The sequence below is a fragment of the Pontiella sulfatireligans genome (genome assembly GCF_900890705.1).
Lineage (GTDB): Bacteria > Verrucomicrobiota > Kiritimatiellia > Kiritimatiellales > Pontiellaceae > Pontiella > Pontiella sulfatireligans.
Map to the genome: position 1 here is coordinate 568,582 of NZ_CAAHFH010000003.1, position 21,541 is coordinate 590,122.

22 protein-coding genes are annotated in these 21,541 nt (G+C 55.6%); 14 read left to right on the top strand and 8 right to left on the bottom strand.

Annotated elements, in window-relative coordinates:
• The first annotated feature begins 70 nt into the window (after nt 1-70).
• On the top strand, nt 71-1,237 hold the full coding sequence (galK, locus tag SCARR_RS26795; protein ID WP_168433650.1) for a galactokinase: 1,167 nt from the start codon (nt 71-73) through the stop codon (nt 1,235-1,237).
• Between the two features lie 67 nt (nt 1,238-1,304).
• Nucleotides 1,305-2,276: a UDP-glucose 4-epimerase GalE gene (gene galE / locus SCARR_RS26800; RefSeq protein ID WP_136065607.1), complete on the top strand. Its 972-nt coding sequence runs from the start codon at nt 1,305-1,307 to the stop codon at nt 2,274-2,276.
• 254 nt (nt 2,277-2,530) lie between these two features.
• Here galE and SCARR_RS26805 read toward each other — a convergent pair whose 3' ends face one another.
• Nucleotides 2,531-2,689: a hypothetical protein gene (locus tag SCARR_RS26805; protein WP_222846486.1), complete on the bottom strand. Its 159-nt coding sequence runs from the start codon at nt 2,687-2,689 to the stop codon at nt 2,531-2,533.
• Between the two features lie 241 nt (nt 2,690-2,930).
• Here SCARR_RS26805 and SCARR_RS26810 point away from each other — a divergent pair, with 241 nt between their 5' ends.
• Together SCARR_RS26810 and SCARR_RS26815 are read left to right on the top strand one after the other, a co-directional pair.
• Nucleotides 2,931-3,455, top strand: a complete 525-nt coding sequence (locus tag SCARR_RS26810) for a hypothetical protein (protein ID WP_136065609.1) — start codon at nt 2,931-2,933, stop codon at nt 3,453-3,455.
• A gap of 77 nt (nt 3,456-3,532) precedes the next feature.
• Nucleotides 3,533-3,862: a putative signal transducing protein gene (locus SCARR_RS26815; protein ID WP_136065611.1), complete on the top strand. Its 330-nt coding sequence runs from the start codon at nt 3,533-3,535 to the stop codon at nt 3,860-3,862.
• Between the two features lie 101 nt (nt 3,863-3,963).
• Here the strand turns inward: SCARR_RS26815 and SCARR_RS26820 are convergent, their stop codons facing one another.
• Together SCARR_RS26820 and SCARR_RS26825 are read right to left on the bottom strand one after the other, a co-directional pair.
• A complete protein-coding gene (locus SCARR_RS26820) occupies nt 3,964-4,338 on the bottom strand; it encodes a group II intron maturase-specific domain-containing protein (protein WP_136065613.1) in 375 nt (124 codons plus the stop codon).
• Between the two features lie 204 nt (nt 4,339-4,542).
• Nucleotides 4,543-5,787 (bottom strand): mechanosensitive ion channel family protein, encoded by a 1,245-nt coding sequence (locus SCARR_RS26825; protein ID WP_136065614.1) that lies wholly within the window; start codon nt 5,785-5,787, stop codon nt 4,543-4,545.
• 122 nt (nt 5,788-5,909) lie between these two features.
• On the opposite strand from SCARR_RS26825, the gene SCARR_RS26830 reads away from it, so the two are divergent.
• Nucleotides 5,910-6,740 (top strand): alpha/beta hydrolase, encoded by an 831-nt coding sequence (locus SCARR_RS26830; protein WP_136065616.1) that lies wholly within the window; start codon nt 5,910-5,912, stop codon nt 6,738-6,740.
• 24 nt (nt 6,741-6,764) lie between these two features.
• Here the strand turns inward: SCARR_RS26830 and SCARR_RS26835 are convergent, their stop codons facing one another.
• Nucleotides 6,765-7,973 (bottom strand): helix-turn-helix domain-containing protein, encoded by a 1,209-nt coding sequence (locus SCARR_RS26835; protein ID WP_136065618.1) that lies wholly within the window; start codon nt 7,971-7,973, stop codon nt 6,765-6,767.
• A 149-nt stretch (nt 7,974-8,122) separates the two neighbouring features.
• Here SCARR_RS26835 and SCARR_RS26840 point away from each other — a divergent pair, with 149 nt between their 5' ends.
• The 4 genes from SCARR_RS26840 to SCARR_RS26855 all read left to right on the top strand — a co-directional run bounded on the left by SCARR_RS26840 (nt 8,123) and on the right by SCARR_RS26855 (nt 13,286).
• The gene (locus tag SCARR_RS26840) at nt 8,123-9,229 is read left to right on the top strand and encodes a methylenetetrahydrofolate reductase (protein WP_136065620.1); all 1,107 of its coding nucleotides are present in this window, start codon (nt 8,123-8,125) and stop codon (nt 9,227-9,229) included.
• On the top strand, nt 9,181-10,560 hold the full coding sequence (locus SCARR_RS26845) for a methylenetetrahydrofolate reductase C-terminal domain-containing protein (protein ID WP_136065622.1): 1,380 nt from the start codon (nt 9,181-9,183) through the stop codon (nt 10,558-10,560). The genes SCARR_RS26840 and SCARR_RS26845 overlap by 49 nt, the downstream gene beginning before the upstream one ends.
• Nucleotides 10,561-10,585: 25 nt before the next feature.
• Nucleotides 10,586-11,434, top strand: coding sequence for a formate/nitrite transporter family protein (locus SCARR_RS26850; protein ID WP_136065624.1), 849 nt, complete (start codon nt 10,586-10,588; stop codon nt 11,432-11,434).
• An 88-nt stretch (nt 11,435-11,522) separates the two neighbouring features.
• Complete coding sequence (locus SCARR_RS26855; protein ID WP_136065626.1) at nt 11,523-13,286, top strand: formate--tetrahydrofolate ligase; 1,764 nt, start codon at nt 11,523-11,525, stop codon at nt 13,284-13,286.
• A 2-nt stretch (nt 13,287-13,288) separates the two neighbouring features.
• On the opposite strand, the gene SCARR_RS26860 is transcribed toward SCARR_RS26855, so the two are convergent.
• Nucleotides 13,289-14,488: a glycoside hydrolase family 10 protein gene (locus SCARR_RS26860; protein WP_168433651.1), complete on the bottom strand. Its 1,200-nt coding sequence runs from the start codon at nt 14,486-14,488 to the stop codon at nt 13,289-13,291.
• Nucleotides 14,489-14,583: 95 nt separating this feature from the next.
• Here SCARR_RS26860 and pyrH point away from each other — a divergent pair, with 95 nt between their 5' ends.
• The 5 genes from pyrH to SCARR_RS26885 all read left to right on the top strand — a co-directional run bounded on the left by pyrH (nt 14,584) and on the right by SCARR_RS26885 (nt 17,687).
• Nucleotides 14,584-15,294 (top strand): UMP kinase, encoded by a 711-nt coding sequence (pyrH, locus tag SCARR_RS26865; RefSeq protein ID WP_136065630.1) that lies wholly within the window; start codon nt 14,584-14,586, stop codon nt 15,292-15,294.
• Between the two features lie 16 nt (nt 15,295-15,310).
• Nucleotides 15,311-15,868, top strand: coding sequence for a ribosome recycling factor (gene frr, locus SCARR_RS26870; RefSeq protein ID WP_136065632.1), 558 nt, complete (start codon nt 15,311-15,313; stop codon nt 15,866-15,868).
• A gap of 87 nt (nt 15,869-15,955) precedes the next feature.
• Nucleotides 15,956-16,510: a flavoprotein gene (locus tag SCARR_RS26875; RefSeq protein ID WP_136065634.1), complete on the top strand. Its 555-nt coding sequence runs from the start codon at nt 15,956-15,958 to the stop codon at nt 16,508-16,510.
• A 12-nt stretch (nt 16,511-16,522) separates the two neighbouring features.
• The gene (locus SCARR_RS26880) at nt 16,523-17,176 is read left to right on the top strand and encodes a phosphopantothenoylcysteine decarboxylase domain-containing protein (protein ID WP_136065636.1); all 654 of its coding nucleotides are present in this window, start codon (nt 16,523-16,525) and stop codon (nt 17,174-17,176) included.
• Nucleotides 17,177-17,309: 133 nt separating this feature from the next.
• The gene (locus SCARR_RS26885) at nt 17,310-17,687 is read left to right on the top strand and encodes a hypothetical protein (RefSeq protein ID WP_136065638.1); all 378 of its coding nucleotides are present in this window, start codon (nt 17,310-17,312) and stop codon (nt 17,685-17,687) included.
• A gap of 64 nt (nt 17,688-17,751) precedes the next feature.
• On the opposite strand, the gene pnp is transcribed toward SCARR_RS26885, so the two are convergent.
• The 3 genes from pnp to SCARR_RS26900 form a co-directional block, all read right to left on the bottom strand.
• Nucleotides 17,752-19,857: a polyribonucleotide nucleotidyltransferase gene (pnp, locus tag SCARR_RS26890; RefSeq protein ID WP_136065640.1), complete on the bottom strand. Its 2,106-nt coding sequence runs from the start codon at nt 19,855-19,857 to the stop codon at nt 17,752-17,754.
• A gap of 183 nt (nt 19,858-20,040) precedes the next feature.
• The gene (gene rpsO, locus SCARR_RS26895; protein ID WP_136065642.1) at nt 20,041-20,304 is read right to left on the bottom strand and encodes a 30S ribosomal protein S15; all 264 of its coding nucleotides are present in this window, start codon (nt 20,302-20,304) and stop codon (nt 20,041-20,043) included.
• A 169-nt stretch (nt 20,305-20,473) separates the two neighbouring features.
• Entirely contained in the window at nt 20,474-21,541 is a 1,068-nt protein-coding gene (locus SCARR_RS26900) for an SMP-30/gluconolactonase/LRE family protein (protein ID WP_136065644.1), read from the bottom strand.

The window sequence follows — 21,541 nt, forward strand, 5'->3', positions numbered from 1 at the left end:
ATTCTGTTGCGCTGACCGCGTACATTTCAACACTCATAAATCCATTCATATTCAGCAGAGAGGAATGACCATGTATGATGAAAAAATAGTTGAGCAGGCCATCGCCATTCATACCGAAACCTACGGCACCGCGCCCACCACCGTTTCCTACGCCCCCGGACGCATTGAAGTCCTCGGCAACCACACCGACTACAACGAAGGCACCACCTTCTCCACCGCCATCAACATGGGCCACTGCTTCTGCATCTCGGCTTCCGGCAAGCCGGGCGTCCGCCTGACCGCCGGCGACATCCCTTCCACCACCGAATTCGACCCCTCCACCGACGAGCGCCTTGAAAAGAAGTTCCAGTGGGCCAACTATGTCAAGGGCGTCTTTTTCTACCTCCGCGAACACGGCGTTGAAGTTGACGGCGTCGACTGCACCTTCCTCGGCTCCATCCCGATGGGCGCCGGCCTTTCCAGCTCCGCCGCGCTGGAAGTCGCCACCGCCTTTGCCGTGCTGAAATATGCCGGCAAGGATCTCGACAAAAAAGACATCGGCATTCTCGCCCAGAAGTCCGAAAACAACTTTGCCGGATGCAACTGCGGCCTGCTCGACCAGTTCTCCAGCATCTACGGCGTACACCACGGCCTCATTCACTCCGACTTCCGCACGCTCGAAACCTACCCGGTCAAGCTGCCCGACGACGTCGTATTCCTAATGATCAACCCGCACATCAAGCACACGCTGGCCGACTCCCCCTACAACGCCCGCCGCATCAGCTGCGAACTGGCCGCCGCCGAGCTCGACACCCTGATCGACCACGACGTCAAGGCCCTCCGCGACGTCAGCTGGGAAGAGTTCGAAGCCAACAAGGACAAGATCGACCCCGAAGCCGCCAAACGCGCCACCCACGTCGTTGGCGAAATCACCCGCGTCGAAAAAGGCGTCAAGCTGCTCGCCGAGGGCAAGCTGGCCGCATTCGGCCAGTTCCTGTTCGACTCGCATGAGACCTCACGCACCGCATTCGAAAACTCGTGCGATGAGCTCGACATGGTCGTCGAAGCCGCCCGCGACGCCGGCGCACTCGGCGCCCGCCTGTCCGGCGGGGGCTGGGGCGGCAGCGTGGTTGCGCTCGTACACGCGAAAGACGCCGATGCCATCTGCGGTAAGATTATTGAAACCTGCAAAGCCAAAGGGCTTCACCCCACTGCGGAAACCATCATTCCTTCCGCCGGTGCAACTATTATAAAATAAATAAGCCGTAATGCGTAATTCGTAATCCCGTTACGAATTACTCGTTACCTATTACGGAGATTCAGCTATGAAAATACTCGTTGCCGGCGGCGCCGGATATATTGGAAGTGTTACCACCCAGATGCTTTGCGATGCAGGACACGACGTGGTGGTGTTCGACAACCTTGAGCGCGGCCACCAGCCCGCCGTCGACCCGCGCGCCAAATTCATGCAGGGCGACCTGCGCTACAAAGAAGACATCAAAAGCGCCCTGCTCGCCGAACGCCCCGAAGCGGTCATTCACTTTGCCGCCTATATCGAAGTCGGCGAATCCATGGTTGATCCGATGCCCTTCTTCGAAAACAACGTCAGCGGTTCGCTTAACCTAATGACCGCCATGGTGGCCTCCGGCTGCAAAAAGCTGATCTTTTCCTCCACCTGCGCCACCTACGGAACGCCCGACCGCATTCCGATGGACGAAACCCTTCCGCAGAAGCCGGAATCCGTCTATGGCGAATCCAAGCTGCTCTGCGAAAAAATCTTCCAGTGGGGCGAAAAAATCCACGGCATCGAATGCGTCTTCCTGCGCTACTTCAACGCCTGCGGCGCCACCGAGCAGTACGGCGAAGCGCACAATCCCGAAAGCCACCTCATCCCGCTCGTGCTGCAAGTGGCCCAGGGCACGCGCGAAAAAATCTTTATCTTCGGCGAAGACTACGAAACCCGCGACGGCACCTGCGTCCGCGACTACATCCATATTAAAGACCTCGCCCAAGCGCACATCCTCGCGCTCAAGCCCGGCATCGCCGGTGCGTTCAACCTCGGCAACGGCGACGGCTACACGGTGAAAGAAGTCATCGACGTTTGCCGCAAAGTGACCGGCCACGCCATTCCCGCCGAGATGCAGCCGCGCCGCGCCGGCGACTGCACCGCGCTCGTCGCCGACGCCACCAAAGCGAAGACCGTCCTCGGCTGGGATCCGCAGCACGCCGACCTCTCCGAGATCGTCGAAAGCGCCTGGAACTGGCACCGCGCCCACCCCAACGGCTACGAAGATTAAGAAAAGTTCGTAAACGATTCGTGAAAGGTTCGTAGTTCCGGCTTCAGCCGGCCAGTCCAGAAAGCCCCGCCCCGTGCGGGGCTTTTTTCGTGCGGGCCTCCCAAAACTTCAACTCACGCCCGAAAAGATAATTTCCAAAGGAAATAACGAGCAACGCGAGTGGTTCAAGGCGCAAAGCCACGAAGGTTGAGATGCCCGAGACGCAATCGGCACATAGAGCCGACACTACACCGGTGAGTGTTGTAGAGTTGGCTCTATGAGCCAATGGCAAATCGCGGCAACGGCGGGGGGCAAGCGGCTCTCCAATATGTCTGCTCCGTGCGGTAGGCATAATGGTGGTAGCGCAAAACCTCGCGAACCTGATCCATGAGCTTAAGATCTGGATCCGGCTTGAATTTCTTCTTGTTTTCCATGCTTCCCTCCATGATTATGGCTCCGTCTCTAATACTGATTAAGTATAACATGACAGAGAGAAGAAAAAAGTCCGTTTTCCATGTTTGCCCCTTTAATACGGTCATATGTGGCCTAGCGGAGCGCGATAATTTTCGGAACGAAAATAATGACCGAAAGGAATGGTTCACATGAGTCCATCCCATAAGGGTCATATATGGAAAATTTTCCACTGATGACACTGTTCGAAGACAAAAGGAGAATATGAAAATTTCAATCCTACTAATCCCAATTTCTCTATGTATGACCGGTTGTTTGAATCCCAAATTATGTGAAACAAAAGAATCCATCGGCAAGAAGGGTCTCGCAACTGAGCATATAGAATATTTTAAGGATAAACCCACACTGTCTGTTGCAGAAGCCCATGGAACAATTCTTCCCATTGCCCATGTAAGAGAACATCTTCAGAAAAGGTCAGATGGTTATCGTTATGTAAATTATGTTTCTTTGTTTGGGGGCTTACTCCTAGAAGGAGGATCAACACAGAATTTTGACCAGAAAGGAAAACCAGTCACTGATAAGGCTATGTCTGGGCATATAAACATGCTTTCCGGGTTACTTTTTGAAATCGATATAGATGCAGATATGAACAACTTATCCGGATCGATAAATAAATCATTTTTAATGAAATCTTTTGGTTCGACCCAAGAAATTGGAGGCAGCAAATATTACACAATTTTCTGGATGCCAATGAAATTTTCGAACCAGGCAATTGAGGCTAAAAAATAGGGCGGCAAAATTTAATTGATGAGGCAGAGCAATCAGCGCCCAATTTTGCTCCTCATCGCAGACGTTCGCTCAAATATATGAAAAAACTATATACAGACCCAAGTGTAGTTCCTTGTGATATGCTTAAAACCTTTTTGGAACTCCAGGGCATAACGGTAATGATTAAAAATGAGCGTGGTTCTGCCAGTGCAGGGTATGGGCTTCCAGTGCCAATGATATCATTGTCATTTGCTTGGCCAGAAGTTTGGGTTAACGACCAAGATTTCGAAAAAGCACTGACTGTTTTAAATGACTGGCAGAAGGAAAATGTCGATAGCTGTGAAAGCTGGATATGTAAAAATTGCAATAGTGAAGTCAATGGTGAGTTGGCAGTATGCTGGAACTGCAATACTCCTCAAAGTGAATAGCAATAGCGATCGGGATAGGACTCCCCATCACTGAGGAGCCCTCCCACACCGCACGGACATACAGATCTGTATACGGCGGTTCGGCTGTGAAAGACGGGAGTCTATCGAAGGCGGATTAATCCGTGGTTTTTGACGAACCATTGAGCCGGCAGGGCAAAGTTCATCAGCATATAGTCGCTGACAGCCCATGGCCCTTTCCGGGTATTTCCAAGTTTCAGGGCATCGTTGTGGCTGATCCCCAGTCCCTTCAGGTTCCTCACTTTCGTGCGTGGCAGTTTCCACTGTTTCCAGAGGAAGACCCGCAACCGCCGGATGATCCAGCGGTTGAGTTCCTGAATCAATTTCTTGCTGAGACCTACCCGGAAATAGTTCAGCCACCCCGAAAATGGTGCCAGTCCTTGAATAACAACATTATGAAGTAACCCCAGTTTGACGGGCACTCGGCCTTTGACCCCTTCGGACGCCATTACGTGCATTGTCTTAACTTGTTTGGGACTTCATGACTTATGGTGGAGGGCGACGGTTGCCGCTCCATAACGCCGCTCCAATTTTTCAAGTTGGCTGCCCACGCTTCGCTTCGGCTCGTCGGAGCCATTCCGTGTGCTGGCTCGGACAGAGCCTCGCCCTCCAGTCCCGTTCATGAAAAATCCAGCGCAGCTGGTGGGGACCTAAAGATCGAGCTATATGCTTTTCAACGACAGCACATCGTTGCCGGAGGGCTGCTGATAGACGCGGAGGCCGAATTCGGGGAGGGACGCGAGGATGTGGTCGAAGATGTCGGCCTGGATGGATTCATAGTTTGCCCAGATCTTGTCGGAGCTGAACACATAGATTTCGATGGGCAAGCCTTGGGGCGTGGGCTGCAGATGGCGCACGAGGAAGGTCATGCCTTTATGGATCTTGGGGTTGCCGCGCAGGTACTCAACCAAGTAGGCGCGGAAAATGCCGAGGTTGGTCTGGCGCCGCCCGTTGACCACCGTCGCGGAAAGATCGATCCCCTGCTCCGAGTTGGCGGCATTGATCTCTTCCTGCCTCTTTTCAACATATTCCTTCAGCAGCTCCATGCCTCGGAACTTTTCGAGCATTTCTTCATCGGCAAAGCGGACGGTGTTCATATCGATGCAAATGTTGCGCTTAATGCGGCGCCCGCCGGACTCGCTCATGCCCCGCCAGTTTTTGAACGAGTCGGAAATGAGCGCATACGTTGGAATGGTGGTGATGGTCTTGTCCCAATTGCGGACCTTGACGGTATTGACGGCCACTTCGATTACATCGCCGTCGGCGCCGTATTTGGGCATTTCAATCCAGTCGCCCTCGCGCACCATGTCGTTGGCGCTGAGCTGTATTCCCGCCACGAACCCGAGGATGGTATCCTTGAAAACGAGCATGGTGACGGCGGTGAGGCCGCCCATAAGGCCGAACAAGTTCCAAGGCGATTTATTGAGCAGCACCGAAACAATGAAAATTCCGGAAAGGAGATAAAGGACAATGGTCAACGTTTGAAACAAGGGCCGGATCGGCTTGCGTTTCTTGCTCTTCTCGTCGTGGTAAATGTCCGACGCAGCGCTGATGAAGGCTTCAACCGCGCGAACGCCGGCAAAAATGATCACGGCAAACAGGATACGTTTCAGCAGGGCAAACTGGCCAGGCATCGCCCGGTCAATGCAGACCGCTATAAACGTTAGGGGAATGAGGCGAAGGAAGCGTTGGAACACCCCCGCATCCATCAGCTCATCGTCCCAAGTGTTGGAGGTCTTGGTGACGACACTGTGAATGAGCTTCAATAAATAGTTGCGCAGCACCCAGTAAACCAAATAAGCGCCCGCTGCAATTAGAAGCATCAGCGCTGCAACGGCCAAGGTGCCGGCGGTTTTCGTTTCAATTCCCGCCGAAACCAGAACGTCTTGAATATTCGTCATAAGCATGGAGACCACCCCTGTTAAAACAAGGAGTCTAGCGGTTCATGTCCGAAATTGCATTCGCATAACGTTGATTGATTAGCCCCAGACGGGCAGATTTCCATTATTTGGATAGGAATTAATAAGAAATGAAAAAAACTGCCATACTCATTTGCTTTCTAGCCGTCGCCTCCGCATGGGCTGCCGACAAGCCGAAACCCGACCAGCTCATCCCCTACAAGGAAACGCCGCAGGGCGAACTGCGCCTGCACATTTTCAATCCAAAAAACCAGACCCCCAAAAAGAAGGCGCCGGCCATCGTGTTTTTCTTTGGAGGCGGATGGAACAGCGGTTCCCCGTCGCAGTTTTATGCACAGTCCAAGCATCTGGCGCAACGCGGCATGGTGGCGATTGCCGCCGAATACCGCACCAAGAAAGGGCACGGCACTGATCCGCGCGCCTGCGTGATGGATGCCAAGTCGGCGATGCGCTGGGTGCGCGCCCACGCCGGGCAGCTGGGCATCGACCCCAACCGCATTGCCGCGAGTGGCGGTTCGGCCGGAGGCCATCTGGCCGCCGCCACCGCCACGCTTGAAAAGTTTGACGAGCCTGGAGAGGATGTTTCCGTCAGTTGCCGCCCACAGGCCCTGGCGCTGTTCAATCCCGTCTTTGACAATGGGGAAAAGGGCTATGGTTATGACCGCGTCGAATCCTACTGGCAGGATTTTTCGCCCATGCACAACCTCAAGAAAGGCGCGCCGCCCACCATCGTCTTCCTTGGCACCAAGGATGATTTGATCCCCGTGGAAACGGCCGAAGAATATAAAGCGGTTATGGAAGCCAATGGCGGACGCTGCGACCTTCATCTCTATAAAGACCAGTCCCACGGCTTTTTCAACAAGGCAAAATACAAGGAAACCCTCGCCGAGACGGACCAGTTTTTCGTTTCTCTCGGATGGCTGAAACCGCTCAAGAAATAGGAGCAGTGCCACACCGGGCAACCATCAGGTGCGGCAGGACTTGCGGTATTTCGCCGGCGTAATGCCCATCCATTTCCGGAACTGCTTGATGAAGTAGGACTGGTCGCCGAAGCCGGTTTCGTAGGCAATGTCGGTGCACGACATATCGCTGGTTTCAAGCAGGCGACGCGCTTCTTGAATACGCAGGTAATGAATGTTTTGCAGAGCGGTTTTTCCCGTGGCCGCCTTCAGCAGATGCGCGATGCGGAACGTACTGAGCCCGGCGGCGGCGGCAATTTCCTCGAGCGCAATCGGCTCGGTGTAGTTGGCCGCAATATAGTCGAGCGCTTTGCTGACTGCCGGACTGACGGGACTGACCCCTTGCAGAAAGATACTGTTCATGAAGTCGTCCAGCGCCTCGCTCAAGACGTTGCAGAGGTCGTCAAAGTCATTGGTCTCGACAATCCGTTCAATCCACTGCATGTGGCGCTCCAGCAGCGGCTCCGCCAACGGGCTGTCCTCCACGGCGGTGCGGACGAGGTAGCCCATCATTTCGATGGCGCGGGCGCGCACCACCACCGGCTTGGGCGAATAGAGGAACATGGCGGCCAGCATCTTGTTGAACATTTTGCGCGCGCCGGCACGGTCGCCGACGCGGATGAGGGAAAGCAGGATGCGCTCATCGTCGTAGGGATAGGCGCGGTTCTGCTCCACCTTGCGCTGGTGGATCTCCTCGGCAATCTGGCGCTGCTGCTGCATTTGGTCGCGGTTGCGTTTGAGGCTCAGCGGATTCCACCCGCTGTATTGGTAAAACAGGTCATATAGGTTGTCCGCCGCCTCGCGAACGCGCTCCTGCTCGAAGGTTTCCAATCCTTGGACAAACTGCAGGGCCTCCTTGCGCTTGCCCCCTTCGCCGACCAAATAGTTCACCGCTACGTTAATGGAGGCCGCATCATCCTCCAGCAGAATATACCCCCCGCACAGCCCGCCCTTAAGCTCGGTATGCTCCACCATTGGAACAATCCAGCTCATGATGCCGGGAGCGGCAAAGAACACCTGCGGCTCGCCCCATCGCACCGACTCACTTAAATTATGCCAGCGCAAGTGGCAAAGCGATGGAAGGTTCATGATCGGCCCCAGAGCTTCCGGCATGACCACATGCCCCTCGGCATTGGCTAAAGAAACCTCCAAACCATAGGCGACGCGATAATCCTTGGCCACCGAGCCAAACAGTCTTTTCGACAAGATCGACATAACACATTCCCAAAATATAGAATAACTAAGGAGCTAAACCACACTCTTACGACACTAGACAGCAAGATTGCAACATTACAGATGCAAAAACTCCTATTGAAACCAGCCCCGAGCATGAGAGCCTTTGAACATCAAAAAGGGTCCCACCCATGCGACGACTTAAAGACAGCCTGCTAAACAGCCCGGACTTTACCGTAATTGCTGAACTGACCTCGGGGCAGGGATACAGCATGGATCCCATTGTCCGGTTCCTTGAAGCGCACAAGGCGTCGGGCGGAAGCGAAATTCCAAAAGGGTTCGACTTTGCCAGCATTGCCCTGCCCCAGAATCCGGGAGGCATTTCCAATCTGGACCCCACCGATGTGCTGGCCCAGCTCTCCGGCACCGGCTTGCTAGACGACCTCGACTTTATCCCGCACATGAGCTGCAAGGACCACAACAAGGCGGCGCTGCACTCCGTTCTCGTCGGCTACAAACAGCGCGGCGTCCAGAGCGTACTGGCCCTGACCGGCGACAAGCCCGTTTCGGCAAAGGGCGTTTTTGAACTCGAAGCCGTTGGCCTGCTGCAGCTGATCTCAAAGATGAACCTCAAGGAACTCCTGAAAGGCGGTCACGACGATCTCAGCCAAATCCCTCAGTTTTTCTCAGGCGCAGCGGTCTCGCCGTTCAAATATTCGGAGCCGTCGCAGCTGCAGCAATACTTCAAAATGGAAAAGAAGGCGGCCTGCGGTGCGCGCTTCTTCATTACACAGGTCGGCTGGGACTGGAAAAAATCGCTCGAACTCAAATTCTACATGGAGGAAGCCAAGCTAAACCTGCCCGTGCTGGGCAACTGCTACTTCCTCACCTCCACCAACGCTGCGCCGCGGTTGATGAACAGCGGCCACCTGCCCGGCTGCTATGTGAGCGACGAATTGCTGGCCACGCTCAAGTCGGAAACCAAAGAGCAGCACATCGAACGCTGCGCCCAGCAGATCGCCATGTACAGGGCGATGGACTATGCCGGCATCGACCTCGGCGGCATACACGACTACGAAACCTTCTGCATCATCCTGCAGCGCGCCGCCGAAATCGGCGAAGGCTGGGTCGAGTTCCAGGACAACCTCTGCCGGCCTCCGGAAGCGACCTTCTATCTCTACGATCAGGAAGGCGGCCGCACTCCGCTGGCGCCGGGAAAAAAACCCTGCACCAGCGCTGGTTCAGCTTCATGCACAAAACCCTGCTCGACCCCGGCCACAAAGGCTTCCATGGATTAAAGAAAACCATGGAGCTGGCCGGAGCGAAAAAAAACCCGGAGGGTCTCGTTGCCAAAACGTTCTTCGCCATGGAACGCATCGCAAAGCACGCCGCCTTCGAGTGCGAAGAATGCGGCGATTGTTTCCTTTCGGAAAACTTTGGCTTCTGTACCATGGGCGGATGCGCAAAGGGACTGGCCAACGCCCCCTGCGGTGATGCAAAGCCGGACGGAACGTGCGGCAACGAAGAAGGGGTGGTCTGCCGTGGAGAACAAATCTATCTTGCAGCAAAAGCGGAGGAAGGCGGGCTGGCGCGGCTACGGACCACCATCAACAATCCGCGCAACGCATCCCTTGAACACTCGTCCTCAATACTTAACTATCTTTTCGGAAAGGATCACACCATGAAAAATGCAATCATCACCATCGGCGAAGACATCCATGCTTCCATCCCGAAGCATGGTGCAGTGATGCGCGAACTCCACAACCTCGGCGAGGGTGCCTACGAAAACGACAGCCCGCAACTCGACTATGTCCGCGCACTGATCGAAAACCAGGCGGCGGAAGGCGCCGACTATATCGCCATCAACGTGGATGACTTTGGCGATTCCGATCCGCAGCTCTCCGTGAAAATCATGGTGGAATACGTCAAGCTCGTCCGCAAATGGGGAGGCATGGTTCCGGCTTGCATCGACAGCTCCAACGACGACGTGCTGATTGCCGGGCTAAAGGAATGGTACAACACGGACGCCCCCGTCAAAGCGCCGCTGGTCAACTCGATCAAGACCTACACCGCCGACAACATGATGCCGCTGAAAAAGGATTACGACTTTTCCTTCATCGGCCTGCTCATGAGCGAGGAAGCCGCCAGCGCAGGAACCATGCAGTCCGTCGATGATCTGGTTGAGCTGGCCAAGGAAATTTTCGGCAAGGCGATGGAGCATGGTTTCAAGGCGGAGGAAATCTTCTTCGACTCTACCGTCTTCCCGCTGGCGATCGATATGCCAATGCAGCCGGGCGTGGCGGGCTACACCTACCGCGCATTCGAAACGATCAAAGCCATCAAAAACGATCCGGCAATGAAGGGCGTGCACTTTTCAATGGGCGTGAGCAACTGCTGCCGCGACCTGCCCGGACGCAGGATCGGCATCGCCCGCGCCTATGTCCAGAAAGCCATGGAATGCGGCCTCGACGCCGGCATCGTGAACGCCGCCCACAAGTTCGGCGCCAAACCCGCCGACCCGAAACTGGTCGAGCTCGTCGAGGCCTACGCCGCCATGGACGGCGACTTGGACAAGACCAACGACGCCATCGAACTCATGGGCGAGTTTTGCGAAAGTTTCCGGAAATAACGCGATAAACAAGGGGAAAGCAGCAATGGAAGAAACGATAACAGATGCCTATGTGCCGGCGGAAATGGCCAAGCGCGCCGAAGCCTCGGCCATCCGCAAAGCGAACCGCGATTTTGTCAGCGCCTTCTTCCTGGCCGTGCAGGCGGGCTCGTTCATCGCGTTCGGCGCGGCGTTTTTTACCCTCGCGGTGCACGACTCCGCACTGGGCGTCGGCCTGACCAAATTGATCGGCGGCATGACCTTCTCGCTCGGCCTGGTGCTGGTGATTATTGCCGGCGCGGATCTATTCACCGGCGACACGCTGATGGTGATGGGGTGCTTTACCGGCAAGATCAAGGTGCGGCAAATGCTGCGCAGCTGGGTCTTTGTGTTTTTCGGGAACCTGGCCGGGGCTTTGGCGATTGTCGCCATGGTGCACTGCAGCGGGCACTGGCTGGGCAACGGCGGCGCTGTCGGCGCCAAGGCGCTGGCCATTGCCAACGCCAAGGTGAACCTCACGTTCCAGCAGGCCTTTTGCAGCGGCATGCTCTGCAACATTCTCGTCTGCCTCGCGATCTGGCTGTGCTACAGCAGCCGCTCCGTCACCGACAAGATTCTCTCCATCCTCTTTCCCATCACCGCCTTCGTGGCCATGGGCTTCGAGCACTCGATCGCCAACATGTATTTCATTCCGGCCGGACTCGTGCTGAAGCACAATCCAGAAATTGCCGGCATGCTCAACGGCACGGATCTTTCCAACCTGACCCTTTCCGGATTCCTGGTCGACAACCTGCTGCCCGTCACCCTCGGCAATATGATCGGCGGCGCAATATTCGTTGGAACGATCTACTGGATCCTTTACCTTAGAAAACAAGAAGACCATTCAACCGAATAAATTCCACGACAGAGGCTCGGAGTTTTCAGATCAAGCTCAGTGCCTCTATGCCTCCGTGGTAAAAAAAATGTTTTAAAGGAGACTCACCATGAAGCTCGACCCAACCCAGATGGCCGACTGGCAGATTGCCGAAGCCGCCGAACAAAATATTAAGCCCATTCAGGAAATCGGCGCAAAGCTCGGATTGCAGGAAGGCGAACTAATCCCGATGGGCCCTGCCGTGGCCAAAATCAACTACACCCAAACATGGAAGCGCCTCAAAGATGCTCCGACCGGGAAATATGTCGATGTAACCGCCATCACCCCCACCCCGCTCGGCGAAGGCAAGACCACTACTACGATGGGGCTCGTCGAAGGCCTCGGCGTGCTCGGCAAAAAACCGATCGGCGCGATCCGCCAGCCTAGCAGCGGCCCCACCTTCAACATCAAGGGCTCCGCCGCCGGCGGAGGCCTGGCGCAGTGCATTCCCCTCGCCCCCTTCTCGCTCGGTCTTACCGGCGATTTCGACGCCATCACCAACGCACACAACCTCGCCATGGTGGCGCTCACCGCCCGCATGCAGCATGAAAACAACTATGACGACGAACGTCTGGCCAAGATCGGCATCAAGCGGCTCGATGTTGATCCGGAGCGCGTTCAGCTTAAATGGGCCATGGATTTCTGCGCGCAGTCGCTGCGCAACATTACCATCGGCAAAGGCAGCAAAATGGACGGCTATGAAATGGAGTCCGGCTTCCAGATCACCGTCTCCAGCGAAATCATGGCCATCCTCGCCGTCGCCAGCAGCCTGAAAGACATGCGCGAACGCATCGGCAAAATGGTGGTGGCCTACAGCCGCAGCGGCGCAGAAGTCACCACGGCCGACCTCGAAGTGGATGGCGCCATGACTGCCCTCATGGTCGATGCGCTCAACCCCAACCTCGTGCAGACCATCGAAGGCAACCCCGTCCTCGTACATGCCGGCCCCTTCGCTAATATTGCCATCGGCCAAAATTCGGTCATCGCCGATATGCTCGGCATCCGTATGGGCGACTATCTGGTGACTGAAAGCGGGTTCGCCGCCGATATCGGCTTTGAAAAATTCTGGAACCTAAAGTGCCGCTACTCCGGTCTGAAACCGGATGCCGTCGTGATTGTGGCCACGGTGCGCGCCCTCAAAATGCATGGAGGCGGCCCATCCGTGAAACCCGGCAAACCGCTGGATCCGGCCTACACGGAAGAAAATCTGAAGTTGCTCGAAAAGGGCTGCGCCAACCTGACGGCCCACATCAACATCGTCAAACAAAGCGGCGTCAGCCCAGTGGTCTGCATCAACGGGTTCTATACCGACACCCAGGCCGAACACGACCTGATCCGCCGCATCGCCAAGGAACAAGACGCGCGTTGCGCGGTTTCTGAACATTGGCTCAAAGGAGGAGAAGGCGCGGTCGAACTGGCCGAAGCCGTTGTGGAAGCCTGCGAAGAGGAAAACCACTTTGAATACCTGTACGACCTCGACATGCCGTTCAAGGATCGCGTCCATGCCATCGCTACCAAGATCTATGGTGCATCGGGCGTTGAATGGTCGGAGGCCGCCGACAAAAAGATTTCCATGTTCGAAGCGGATCCTGAAATTAAGCAAATGGGCATGTGCATGGTGAAGACCCATCTCAGTTTGTCGCACAATCCCGACTTCAAGGGTGCGCCAAGCGGGTGGATCCTGCCGATCCGCGATGTGCTGATTTACAAAGGCGCCGGATTCGTGGTCCCCGTGGCCGGCGACATCAAGCTGCTTCCAGGCACAGGAAGCAATCCCGGATTCCGACAGATCGACGTGGATGTCGAGACCGGCAAAGTGACCGGGCTGTTCTAGGCTTAAGGCATAATCTTCGGAAGAAGAGTTCCGCCTTTTTCCGTTAGGACGTGCTGCTCATCGAACAGGAACGAGTAGGAAAATACGGCGAAGCCGGCACACCCGGAGTTTTTGACCGTTTCGATTTGCGCAAGGAGATCTTCGACGTCGTTTTTGCAGTAGATGCCGACCACCACCGATGAAGCAAACTTGCGCCGGCCGGCCGCTTTTTTCATGGCGAGGAGATAGCGGTCGAACGAGCGCGTGCCATAATTCATCTGAACCACCCAATCGACCAGCCCCCGGCGCGCCCAGTCGCCCGAATCCTGATAGGCCGTGTGCTTCCCTTCCACCGGATTCCCCATGACGCTGGCCGAGAGCAGGCAGTCGCTCGGCTTCTCTTTCTGCATGACGTAGGAAATGTCGCGCACAATACGGGTGACCGAGTCACAGCGAAACTGACGGATCTGCTCCTTGGATACATCCCAGCCATACTGGTCAAACAGCGCGGCCTGAGAGGCGGGGTCGTAGGAAAACTCGGAATGCCGCTGGATTTCCTCGTCCGTCGCGTTGGGGTGGCGTTGCTTTGCGACAAGGCGGTAGTCGTGCGGATAGCGGATGTAGTCGAGGTGGATGCCTGCCAGATCATACCGGCAAAGCTCGGACACAATGCCACGCAGATGCGCCCGCACTTCAGGCAGCACCGGATTGAGAAAAGAATACCATCCGGAGGTCGGCAGCATTTTCTGACCCAGCGAATCCACCATGAACCAGTCCGGATGCTCGGTCCATAGCTGGCCCACGGCCGGAGGCGGATCCTCCACGCCCTTCCAGCCGGGAAGCACGTTCATATAGGCATGCACCCGCAGCCCGACGGGCCGGGCGGCTTCAATGGACTGTTGCAGCGGATCCCAGCCGGGATCGGTTCCAAGCTTGGGCAAGCCTCCCTCCGAGAGCTCGTAGGCCCAAGGCTCGATCCGGCTGCGGAAGAAAACCGTTCCGTTGCCGCGAATCTGAAAAAAAACGTCCGTGAACCCGGCATCGGCTGTGTTTTTGATGATTTGGCGGACATCTTCGGCCGAGTCGTAGTCGAAGCGCGTCACCCACAGCGCGCGGATCTGCGAACGCTGGGAAGGCTGGATATAGCGCAAGACCGCAACCAATACAATGGCCGCAGCCGCGACTAAAATCAATCCTGCCAAAAATAACCGTAAGCTTTTCATAGGTTTCCGTCTCGACGTGCAGATTCCAGACATTGGAAATTTACACACCCGTGTCCATGTTCTAATATTTTGAACCGATTACATAAAAGGAATTTATGAAATATAAACGTATTGTGCTGAAAATCAGCGGTGAAGCATTGCAGAACAAAGCGAAGGGATTGAACCATGATCCCGATATTCTCGCCATGGTGGCGGCGCAGTTTAAACAGATGCTCGACATGGGAGCAGAGATTGCAGTGGTGGTCGGCGGAGGCAATATTTTCCGAGGCCTCGCCGGAGCCGATAAAGGCACCGACCGCACCACCGGAGACTACATGGGCATGCTGGCCACGGTCATCAACGCCATGGCGATCCAAAACGCGCTTGAAAACGAAGGCATCCAAACGCGCGTAATGACCGCGATTGCCATGCCGGCCATTGCCGAACCATTCATCCGCCGCAAAGCCGTACGGCATTTGGAAAAAGGCCGCGTCGTCATCTTTGGCGCCGGAACAGGCAACCCCTACTTCACCACCGACAGCGCCGCCGCGCTGCGCGCCTCCGAAATCGGCGCCGATGTGCTGATGAAGGCCACCAAGGTCGACGGCATCTACACCGCCGACCCGGTCACCGACCCTACCGCGACGCGATTTGAACAGATTTCCTATCAAAACGCGCTCTCACGCCAGCTCAAGGTCATGGACGCCGCCGCTTTTTCATTGTGCATGGAGAACGACATTCCTATTGTCGTGTTCGATTTTTTCAAGGAAAACGGAATGGTGGAAGTGCTTGCAGGATCAGACTCCGGCACGCTGGTAACCCATTAATTACAAGGAAAGAAACATGACTGACGACGTACTGCTGGAAACCGAAGACAAGATGGACAAAACCGTGCAGTTCCTACAACAGGAGCTCAGTGGCCTGCGCACCGGCAAAGCCAACCCGGCGCTGGTGGACACCATCACCGTAGACTATTACGGAACCCCCACACGCCTGCGCGACATCTCCAACATTTCAACCCCCGAACCCCGCCTGATCGTGATCAGCCCCTTTGATCCTTCTTCGCTGGGCTTGATCGAAAAAGCGATTATCGCCGCCAACATCGGCATCACCCCGATGAACGACGGACGCCTCATCCGCGTGCCGATTCCGGAGCTTTCCGAAGAACGCCGCAAAGACATGGTTAAAATGGCCGGCCGCACCACCGAAGAGCAGCGCGTCTCCGTGCGCAACATCCGACGCGACTCCAACGAACAGCTCAAGGCCCTGCAAAAGAACGGCGACATTACCGAAGACGACCGCGACGGCGCGCTGGATCAGGTTCAAAAAACCACCAACGAGCACATCAAGAAAATGGACGCCATGCTCGCCGCTAAAGAAAAAGATATCATGGAAGTGTAGCAACGGTTATTTTAAAATTGTTACTGGCTAATAGGCATATTATCTGTTAGCCATTAGCCATGAACAACTAACCGTGCGAGGCACACCATGAAGCCGAAAGTGTTGATAGGGGTTACCGGAGGCATTGCTGCCTACAAGAGTGCAGAGGTCGTCAGCCAGCTCGTCAAAGCCAATTGCGATGTGCGGGTCATCATGACCGAGGCGGCCACCAAATTCATCGCCCCCCTCACCTTTGCGGCCCTCACGCAGCAAAAAGTGATCACCTCCATCTTTCCGGACAGCAGCGCGGGCGGCATGGATGTAATCTATCCGCATCTTTACCCCGCCACCGAAGCCGATGCATTCGCCGTGCTCCCCGCCACCGCCGACGCCATCGCCAAACTGGCCAACGGCTTTGGCGACGACATCATCTGTTGCAGCGCACTCTCGCTGAAACCCAACTGCAAGCGCATTTTCTGCCCCGCCATGAATGTACAGATGTGGGAGCAGCCGGTAGTGGCGTCCAACGCCCGCAAACTGCTAAAGCTGGGCTGGCACCAGGTCGGCCCCGAAAAAGGGAGGCTCGCCTGCGGCACTTCTGGCTACGGACGCATGAGCGCCCCAACCGTTATCGCGCAGATCATTCTCAATTCGGTGTTTTAAGCTATATCGTCGATGAATAAGCGCGTCCTCATCCTTTCCGGACCAACCCACGAATACATCGACCCTGTTCGGTTCATCGGCAATGCCAGCAGCGGCCTGATGGGCAAGGCCATCGCTCAAGCGGCATTGAACCAAGACTGCCGCATCGATTTTGTTACCGGCCCCGTGGCCGAACAAAACCTTCCAACCCTAGGCGGTTGCGGACAAATCGAAAAGGTCGTATCCGCAGAAGAAATGCTGGCTCGTGCGCGCGGCCTTTTCCCTACTGCAGACCTCATCATCTTCGCCGCCGCGGTAGCCGACTATGCCCCCGTCGAAAAGCTGAATGATAAAATGCCCAAATCCGCCGCCGAGCTGATGCTGCGCCTGCGCCCCACGCCCGACATCGCCAAAACACTCGGCGCAACAAAACAGGCAAACCAGATCGCCATCGGCTTCGCCCTGCAAACCTCGGACGGCGAAACCAACGCAAAGCGGAAACTCGCCAGCAAAAACCTCGACGGCATCGTACTCAACACCCCCGCTTCACTAGGCGCAACGAACGGCACCTTCAGCTTTCTGGCCAATGGCGCATCCCGCTTCGAAGAATGGGGAAACATTGACAAAGCCACTTGCGCCAAAAGAATTTTCGAGGCGATCCGCCTCATCGCCGACCGCCCGGCGTAGCTCTGGATTTGCCCTGCCTATTTTTGCGTGTTGCGCACAAAAATCATCGCCGGGGCCAATTTAACCGAAATAAGAGTTGCTCCAACAGCAGCAGTCCCGCTAAGAAAGCTCGACGAGAGCAGGAGAACAACACATGGCCATAGAACTCCGATTTTCCAATAGGAACTCCCGCGTCGATATTGTCTGCACCGGACTGCTGAGCAGTAAAGAAGCACGCTCAATGCCGGATAAGGCCTTCGCGCCCGAAACCCTGCCGAAGCTGAAAAAAGTTGTCGTGGACTATCTTTGCGTTGAACACTTTGGACTTGCCCTGCAGGATCTTGAATATATGGCGAAAAAAACCGTTGTCGCCGCAGAAAAAAGAAAGGGCATCGTGATCGCAATCATAGCAACCCGCCTGCTTGCCATCCGCCTTACTCGAATGTGGCAGGCTTTTGCGCGGAATGCCGATGTGGAGATTGAGATTTTCGATTCGTGCGAAAACGCCGAAACCTGGCTGGCCTTGCGCTAGCCGTACCAAAGAAAAAAGGCGCCCCGCGAGGGACGCCTTTTGCATTTTCCAATGATTGGAAAACTTATTCCGCAGCAGCGGCATCGTCGTTCATCGCAGCTTTGCGGCTGAGACGTACGCGGCCCTGGTTGTCGATATCAATGCACTTGACGCGCATGGCATCGCCGGGCTTGCAGATGGCATCAACACTGTCGATGCGCTCGTTGGCCATTTCGGAAATGTGAACCAGACCTTCTTTGCCCGGCATGCACTCGACGAAAGCACCGAAGTCCTTAACGGCAATAACCTTGCCGTCGTAGATCCGGCCGATTTCGATTTCGGCGGTCAGGGCATTGACCTGGCTGATCGCGCTGTCCATTGCATCAGCATCAACGGCGAAGATATTCACGGTGCCGTCTTCCTGAATGTCAATCTGAGCGCCTGAGCTTTCGGTGATCGCGCGGATGTGCTTTCCACCCGGTCCAATAAGGGCACCGATCTTCTCAGGGTCAATTTTAATTGTAGTGATGCGCGGTGCAGTTGCAGCGAGCTCAGTACGCGCTTCAGGAAGAACAGCTTCCATCTGGTCGAGAATGTCGCAACGACCCTTTCGGGCAATTTCGAAGGCTTCAGCCACCTGGTCCCAGTTCAGTCCGTGAACCTTGAGGTCAACCTGGAAGCCGGTGATGCCCTTGCGGGTTCCGACCACCTTGAAGTCCATGTCGCCGCAGTGGTCTTCCACACCGAGGATGTCGATAACCTGAATCGATGCACCCTTTTCATCCGTGAACAGGCCAACGGAAATACCGGCAACCGGTGCTTTCAGCGGAACACCCGCATCCATCAGTGCCAGACAGCCGCCGCAGGCGGAGGCCATGGAAGAGGATCCGTTGGACCCCATCACTTCGGACACAACACGTACGGTGTAGGGGAAATCATCAGGCATAACCGGAACAAGCGAACGCTCAGCCAAGTTGCCATGGCCGATTTCGCGGCGGCCGGTCATTCCCAGACGTCCGACTTCACCTACCGAGTAAGGAGGGAAGTTGTAGTGCAGGATAAAGTTCTTTTCATTAACGCCGCCGGTAACCGCATCGAAACGCTGCGATTCTTTAGTGGTTCCGAGCGTAATCATGCAGATGGTCTGCGTTTCGCCGCGGCCGAAAATGGCCGAACCGTGTGTGCGGGGGAGTACGCCGACCTGAATATCAAGATCACGAAGCTCCAGCATGCCACGTCCACCGATGCGGGTTCCGCCTTCGGTAACGTTTTTGCGAACGGTTTCAATTTCCAGTTCGTGGAAAGCGTGGAAGAACTCATCTTCAGTCATTTCTGCGAAGAGTTCCTGCATCTGCGACTTAAGCTCTTCCTTCAGAGCAGTAACGGCGTTTTGACGCTCAAGCTTGCCACCGATTTTCATCAGTTCTTTGAACTTTTCACCAACCAGTTCGCGGGCCTTGTCAACCAGCGTGGTGTCTTTGGCTTCCAGTGCATAAACTTTTTCCGGCATGCCGAGGGCCTTGCGGAGTTCCAGCTGGCCGTCGATAATCTTAACGACTTCGGCGTGTGCAACTTTCATTCCTTCGATGAATTCCGCTTCCGGAACTTCATGGGCGCTGCCTTCAATCATCATTACCTTGTCGCGGGCGCCGCAGTAGGTCAGATCAATGTCGCTGGCTGCGAGCTCGTCGTGGTTCGGGTTGACGATCCACTTGCCTTCGTTGCGGACGATGCGGACGGCGCCGATCGGGCCGTCGAACGGCAGGTCGGTCAGAGTCAGCGCGGCCGAAGCAGCGTTAACGCTAAGCACGTCGGTGTCGAACGTGCCGTCGCAGCTCAGCAGCATGTTGTTGATCTGCACTTCACGATGGAAGTTGTCCGGGAACAGGGTCCGGATCGGACGGTCGGTAACACGCATGGTAAGGATTTCCTTCTCAGAAGGACGTGCCTCGCGCTTGATGTAGCCGCCCGGGAAACGGCCGGCCGCATAAAACTTTTCGCGGTATTCCACCTGCAGGGGAAAGAAGTCGCATCCTTCGCGGGGTTCTTTGGCTGCGGTGACGGCGGAGAAAACAATGTTTTCACCGATTGCACAGGTCACAGAACCCTGAGCCTGTTTGGCCAGAAGGCCGGTTTCGAGAACCATCGACTTGCCGCCGACTTCGAATTCTACTTTGGTTGTACCCTTCATAATTAACATTGCGCCCTTATCAATTTCTGAAGAGCGCACCTTTCCTTGGTTGTTTTTACTGTTTTCCGCCGGAATTCCCGGCCGGAACCTTCTTTCGTTCTGCTTCTTTCCAGAAACAACGCAAGCCCTTTAGCAATAAAGGGCTTACGAACGAATAAGGATTTTGACCATCTGAACAGATGATTATTTCCGCAAGCCGAGTTTTCCAATCAGCTCTTTGTAACGGGCGTCGTCTCTCTTCTGAAGATAGACGAGCAGTTTGCGACGTTTGTTGACCATCATGATGAGGCCTCGACGCGAACTGTGATCCTTCTTGTGAATTTTGAGATGCTCCGTCAATTCCTTGATGCGCGATGTAAGCAACGCGGCCTGGACCTCGACGGAACCGGTGTCTTGCTCGTTGCGCTTATATTCGTTTTTAACTTCAGCTTTGACTGCTTGATCCACGTGTGGACTCCTTGTTTATCTCTGTGTCTTCTAAAAGTAAGAGCGGGACTATACGTAGCCCCCCATCCCATGTAAAGCATAGTTTCTACAGCTTTTCAGGCTATTCCCTCCAAGCTGAAACACCTCGGAAACACCCGTTTTCAGGGCAAATTACTATATCCACATTCCATCAGGGCAGGACGAAAACCGAAATCGTATGGATCTCATCTGAAGTATTGGATCCATAGGTCAGGTCGATGTTGGCCACATAGACCTTGTTGCCGCGGCGGATGCACTCGGACGGTGCATCCATGGCGCCGCCCTTGCCGTCGCCGGGTTCGTTCTTGGCGACCACTTTGACCGCGCCGCTCTTCGGGCAAATGCAGGCGATGGCGTTGCCAAGGAAGTCGGCCGTCCAAAGCTTGCCGTACTGATCGATCTGCAGGCCGTCGACGCTGTCGAGCCCTTCGCCCTTGGAGAAGAGCTTCCAGCTTTCGACGCTGCCGTCTTTGTTGAAGGCGGCCTTCCAGATTTCAGCATCGCCAAAGTTGCAGACAAACAGTTCGCCGCTCTTTGAATACGCTGCGCCGTTGGCGCCCACCTGGTGCTTTTTGTTCATGGTCTTGAGCGTGGCGATCAGATGCGGGTCGCCAAGGCCTTTGACCTGCACCGGACCTTTGGCCAGCTCTTCGATGCTGAAGCGGTAGGTGCCGGAGGTGAGCGGGTAGGTTGTGTCGATGCTGGTGTCGTTGACCGCAATGAAGCCGCCGAATGCGGTTACGCCGTTGGCCATCTGCAAACCGGTTGCAACCACGTCAACGCCGGCGGCTTTGCCGTTCTTGATGTTGATGCGCAACAGGCGGGACAGGCCCGGTTTGTCGGTGACGAACGTTTGGTTGTCGGCCACGTAGAGGTTGCCGTCGGAGCCGAAGACGATGCCGAGCGGGCTGACCTTGCCGGTTTCCGGATGCGGCGGCAGGTCGGAAAAAACGCTCACCTTGTCGTTCGCATCGATGATGCCGATTTTGGCCGGATAGGACTGGTCGCCGACATTGTTGATGGAAAGGTAGATGTTTCCATCCTTTCCAACCGTCATGCCGTCGGGGCTGTTCCACTCGTTGGGCAGCACGATGGGCGCCGCGGGCTTGAGCAGCTCGCCGCCCAGCTTGCAAACACCGCTGCATTCTTTTTTCGGGGTTGTGCATCCGCCGAGCATCGCGACAACGGCCAGCGACGCCACCACTTGATATATTTTCAT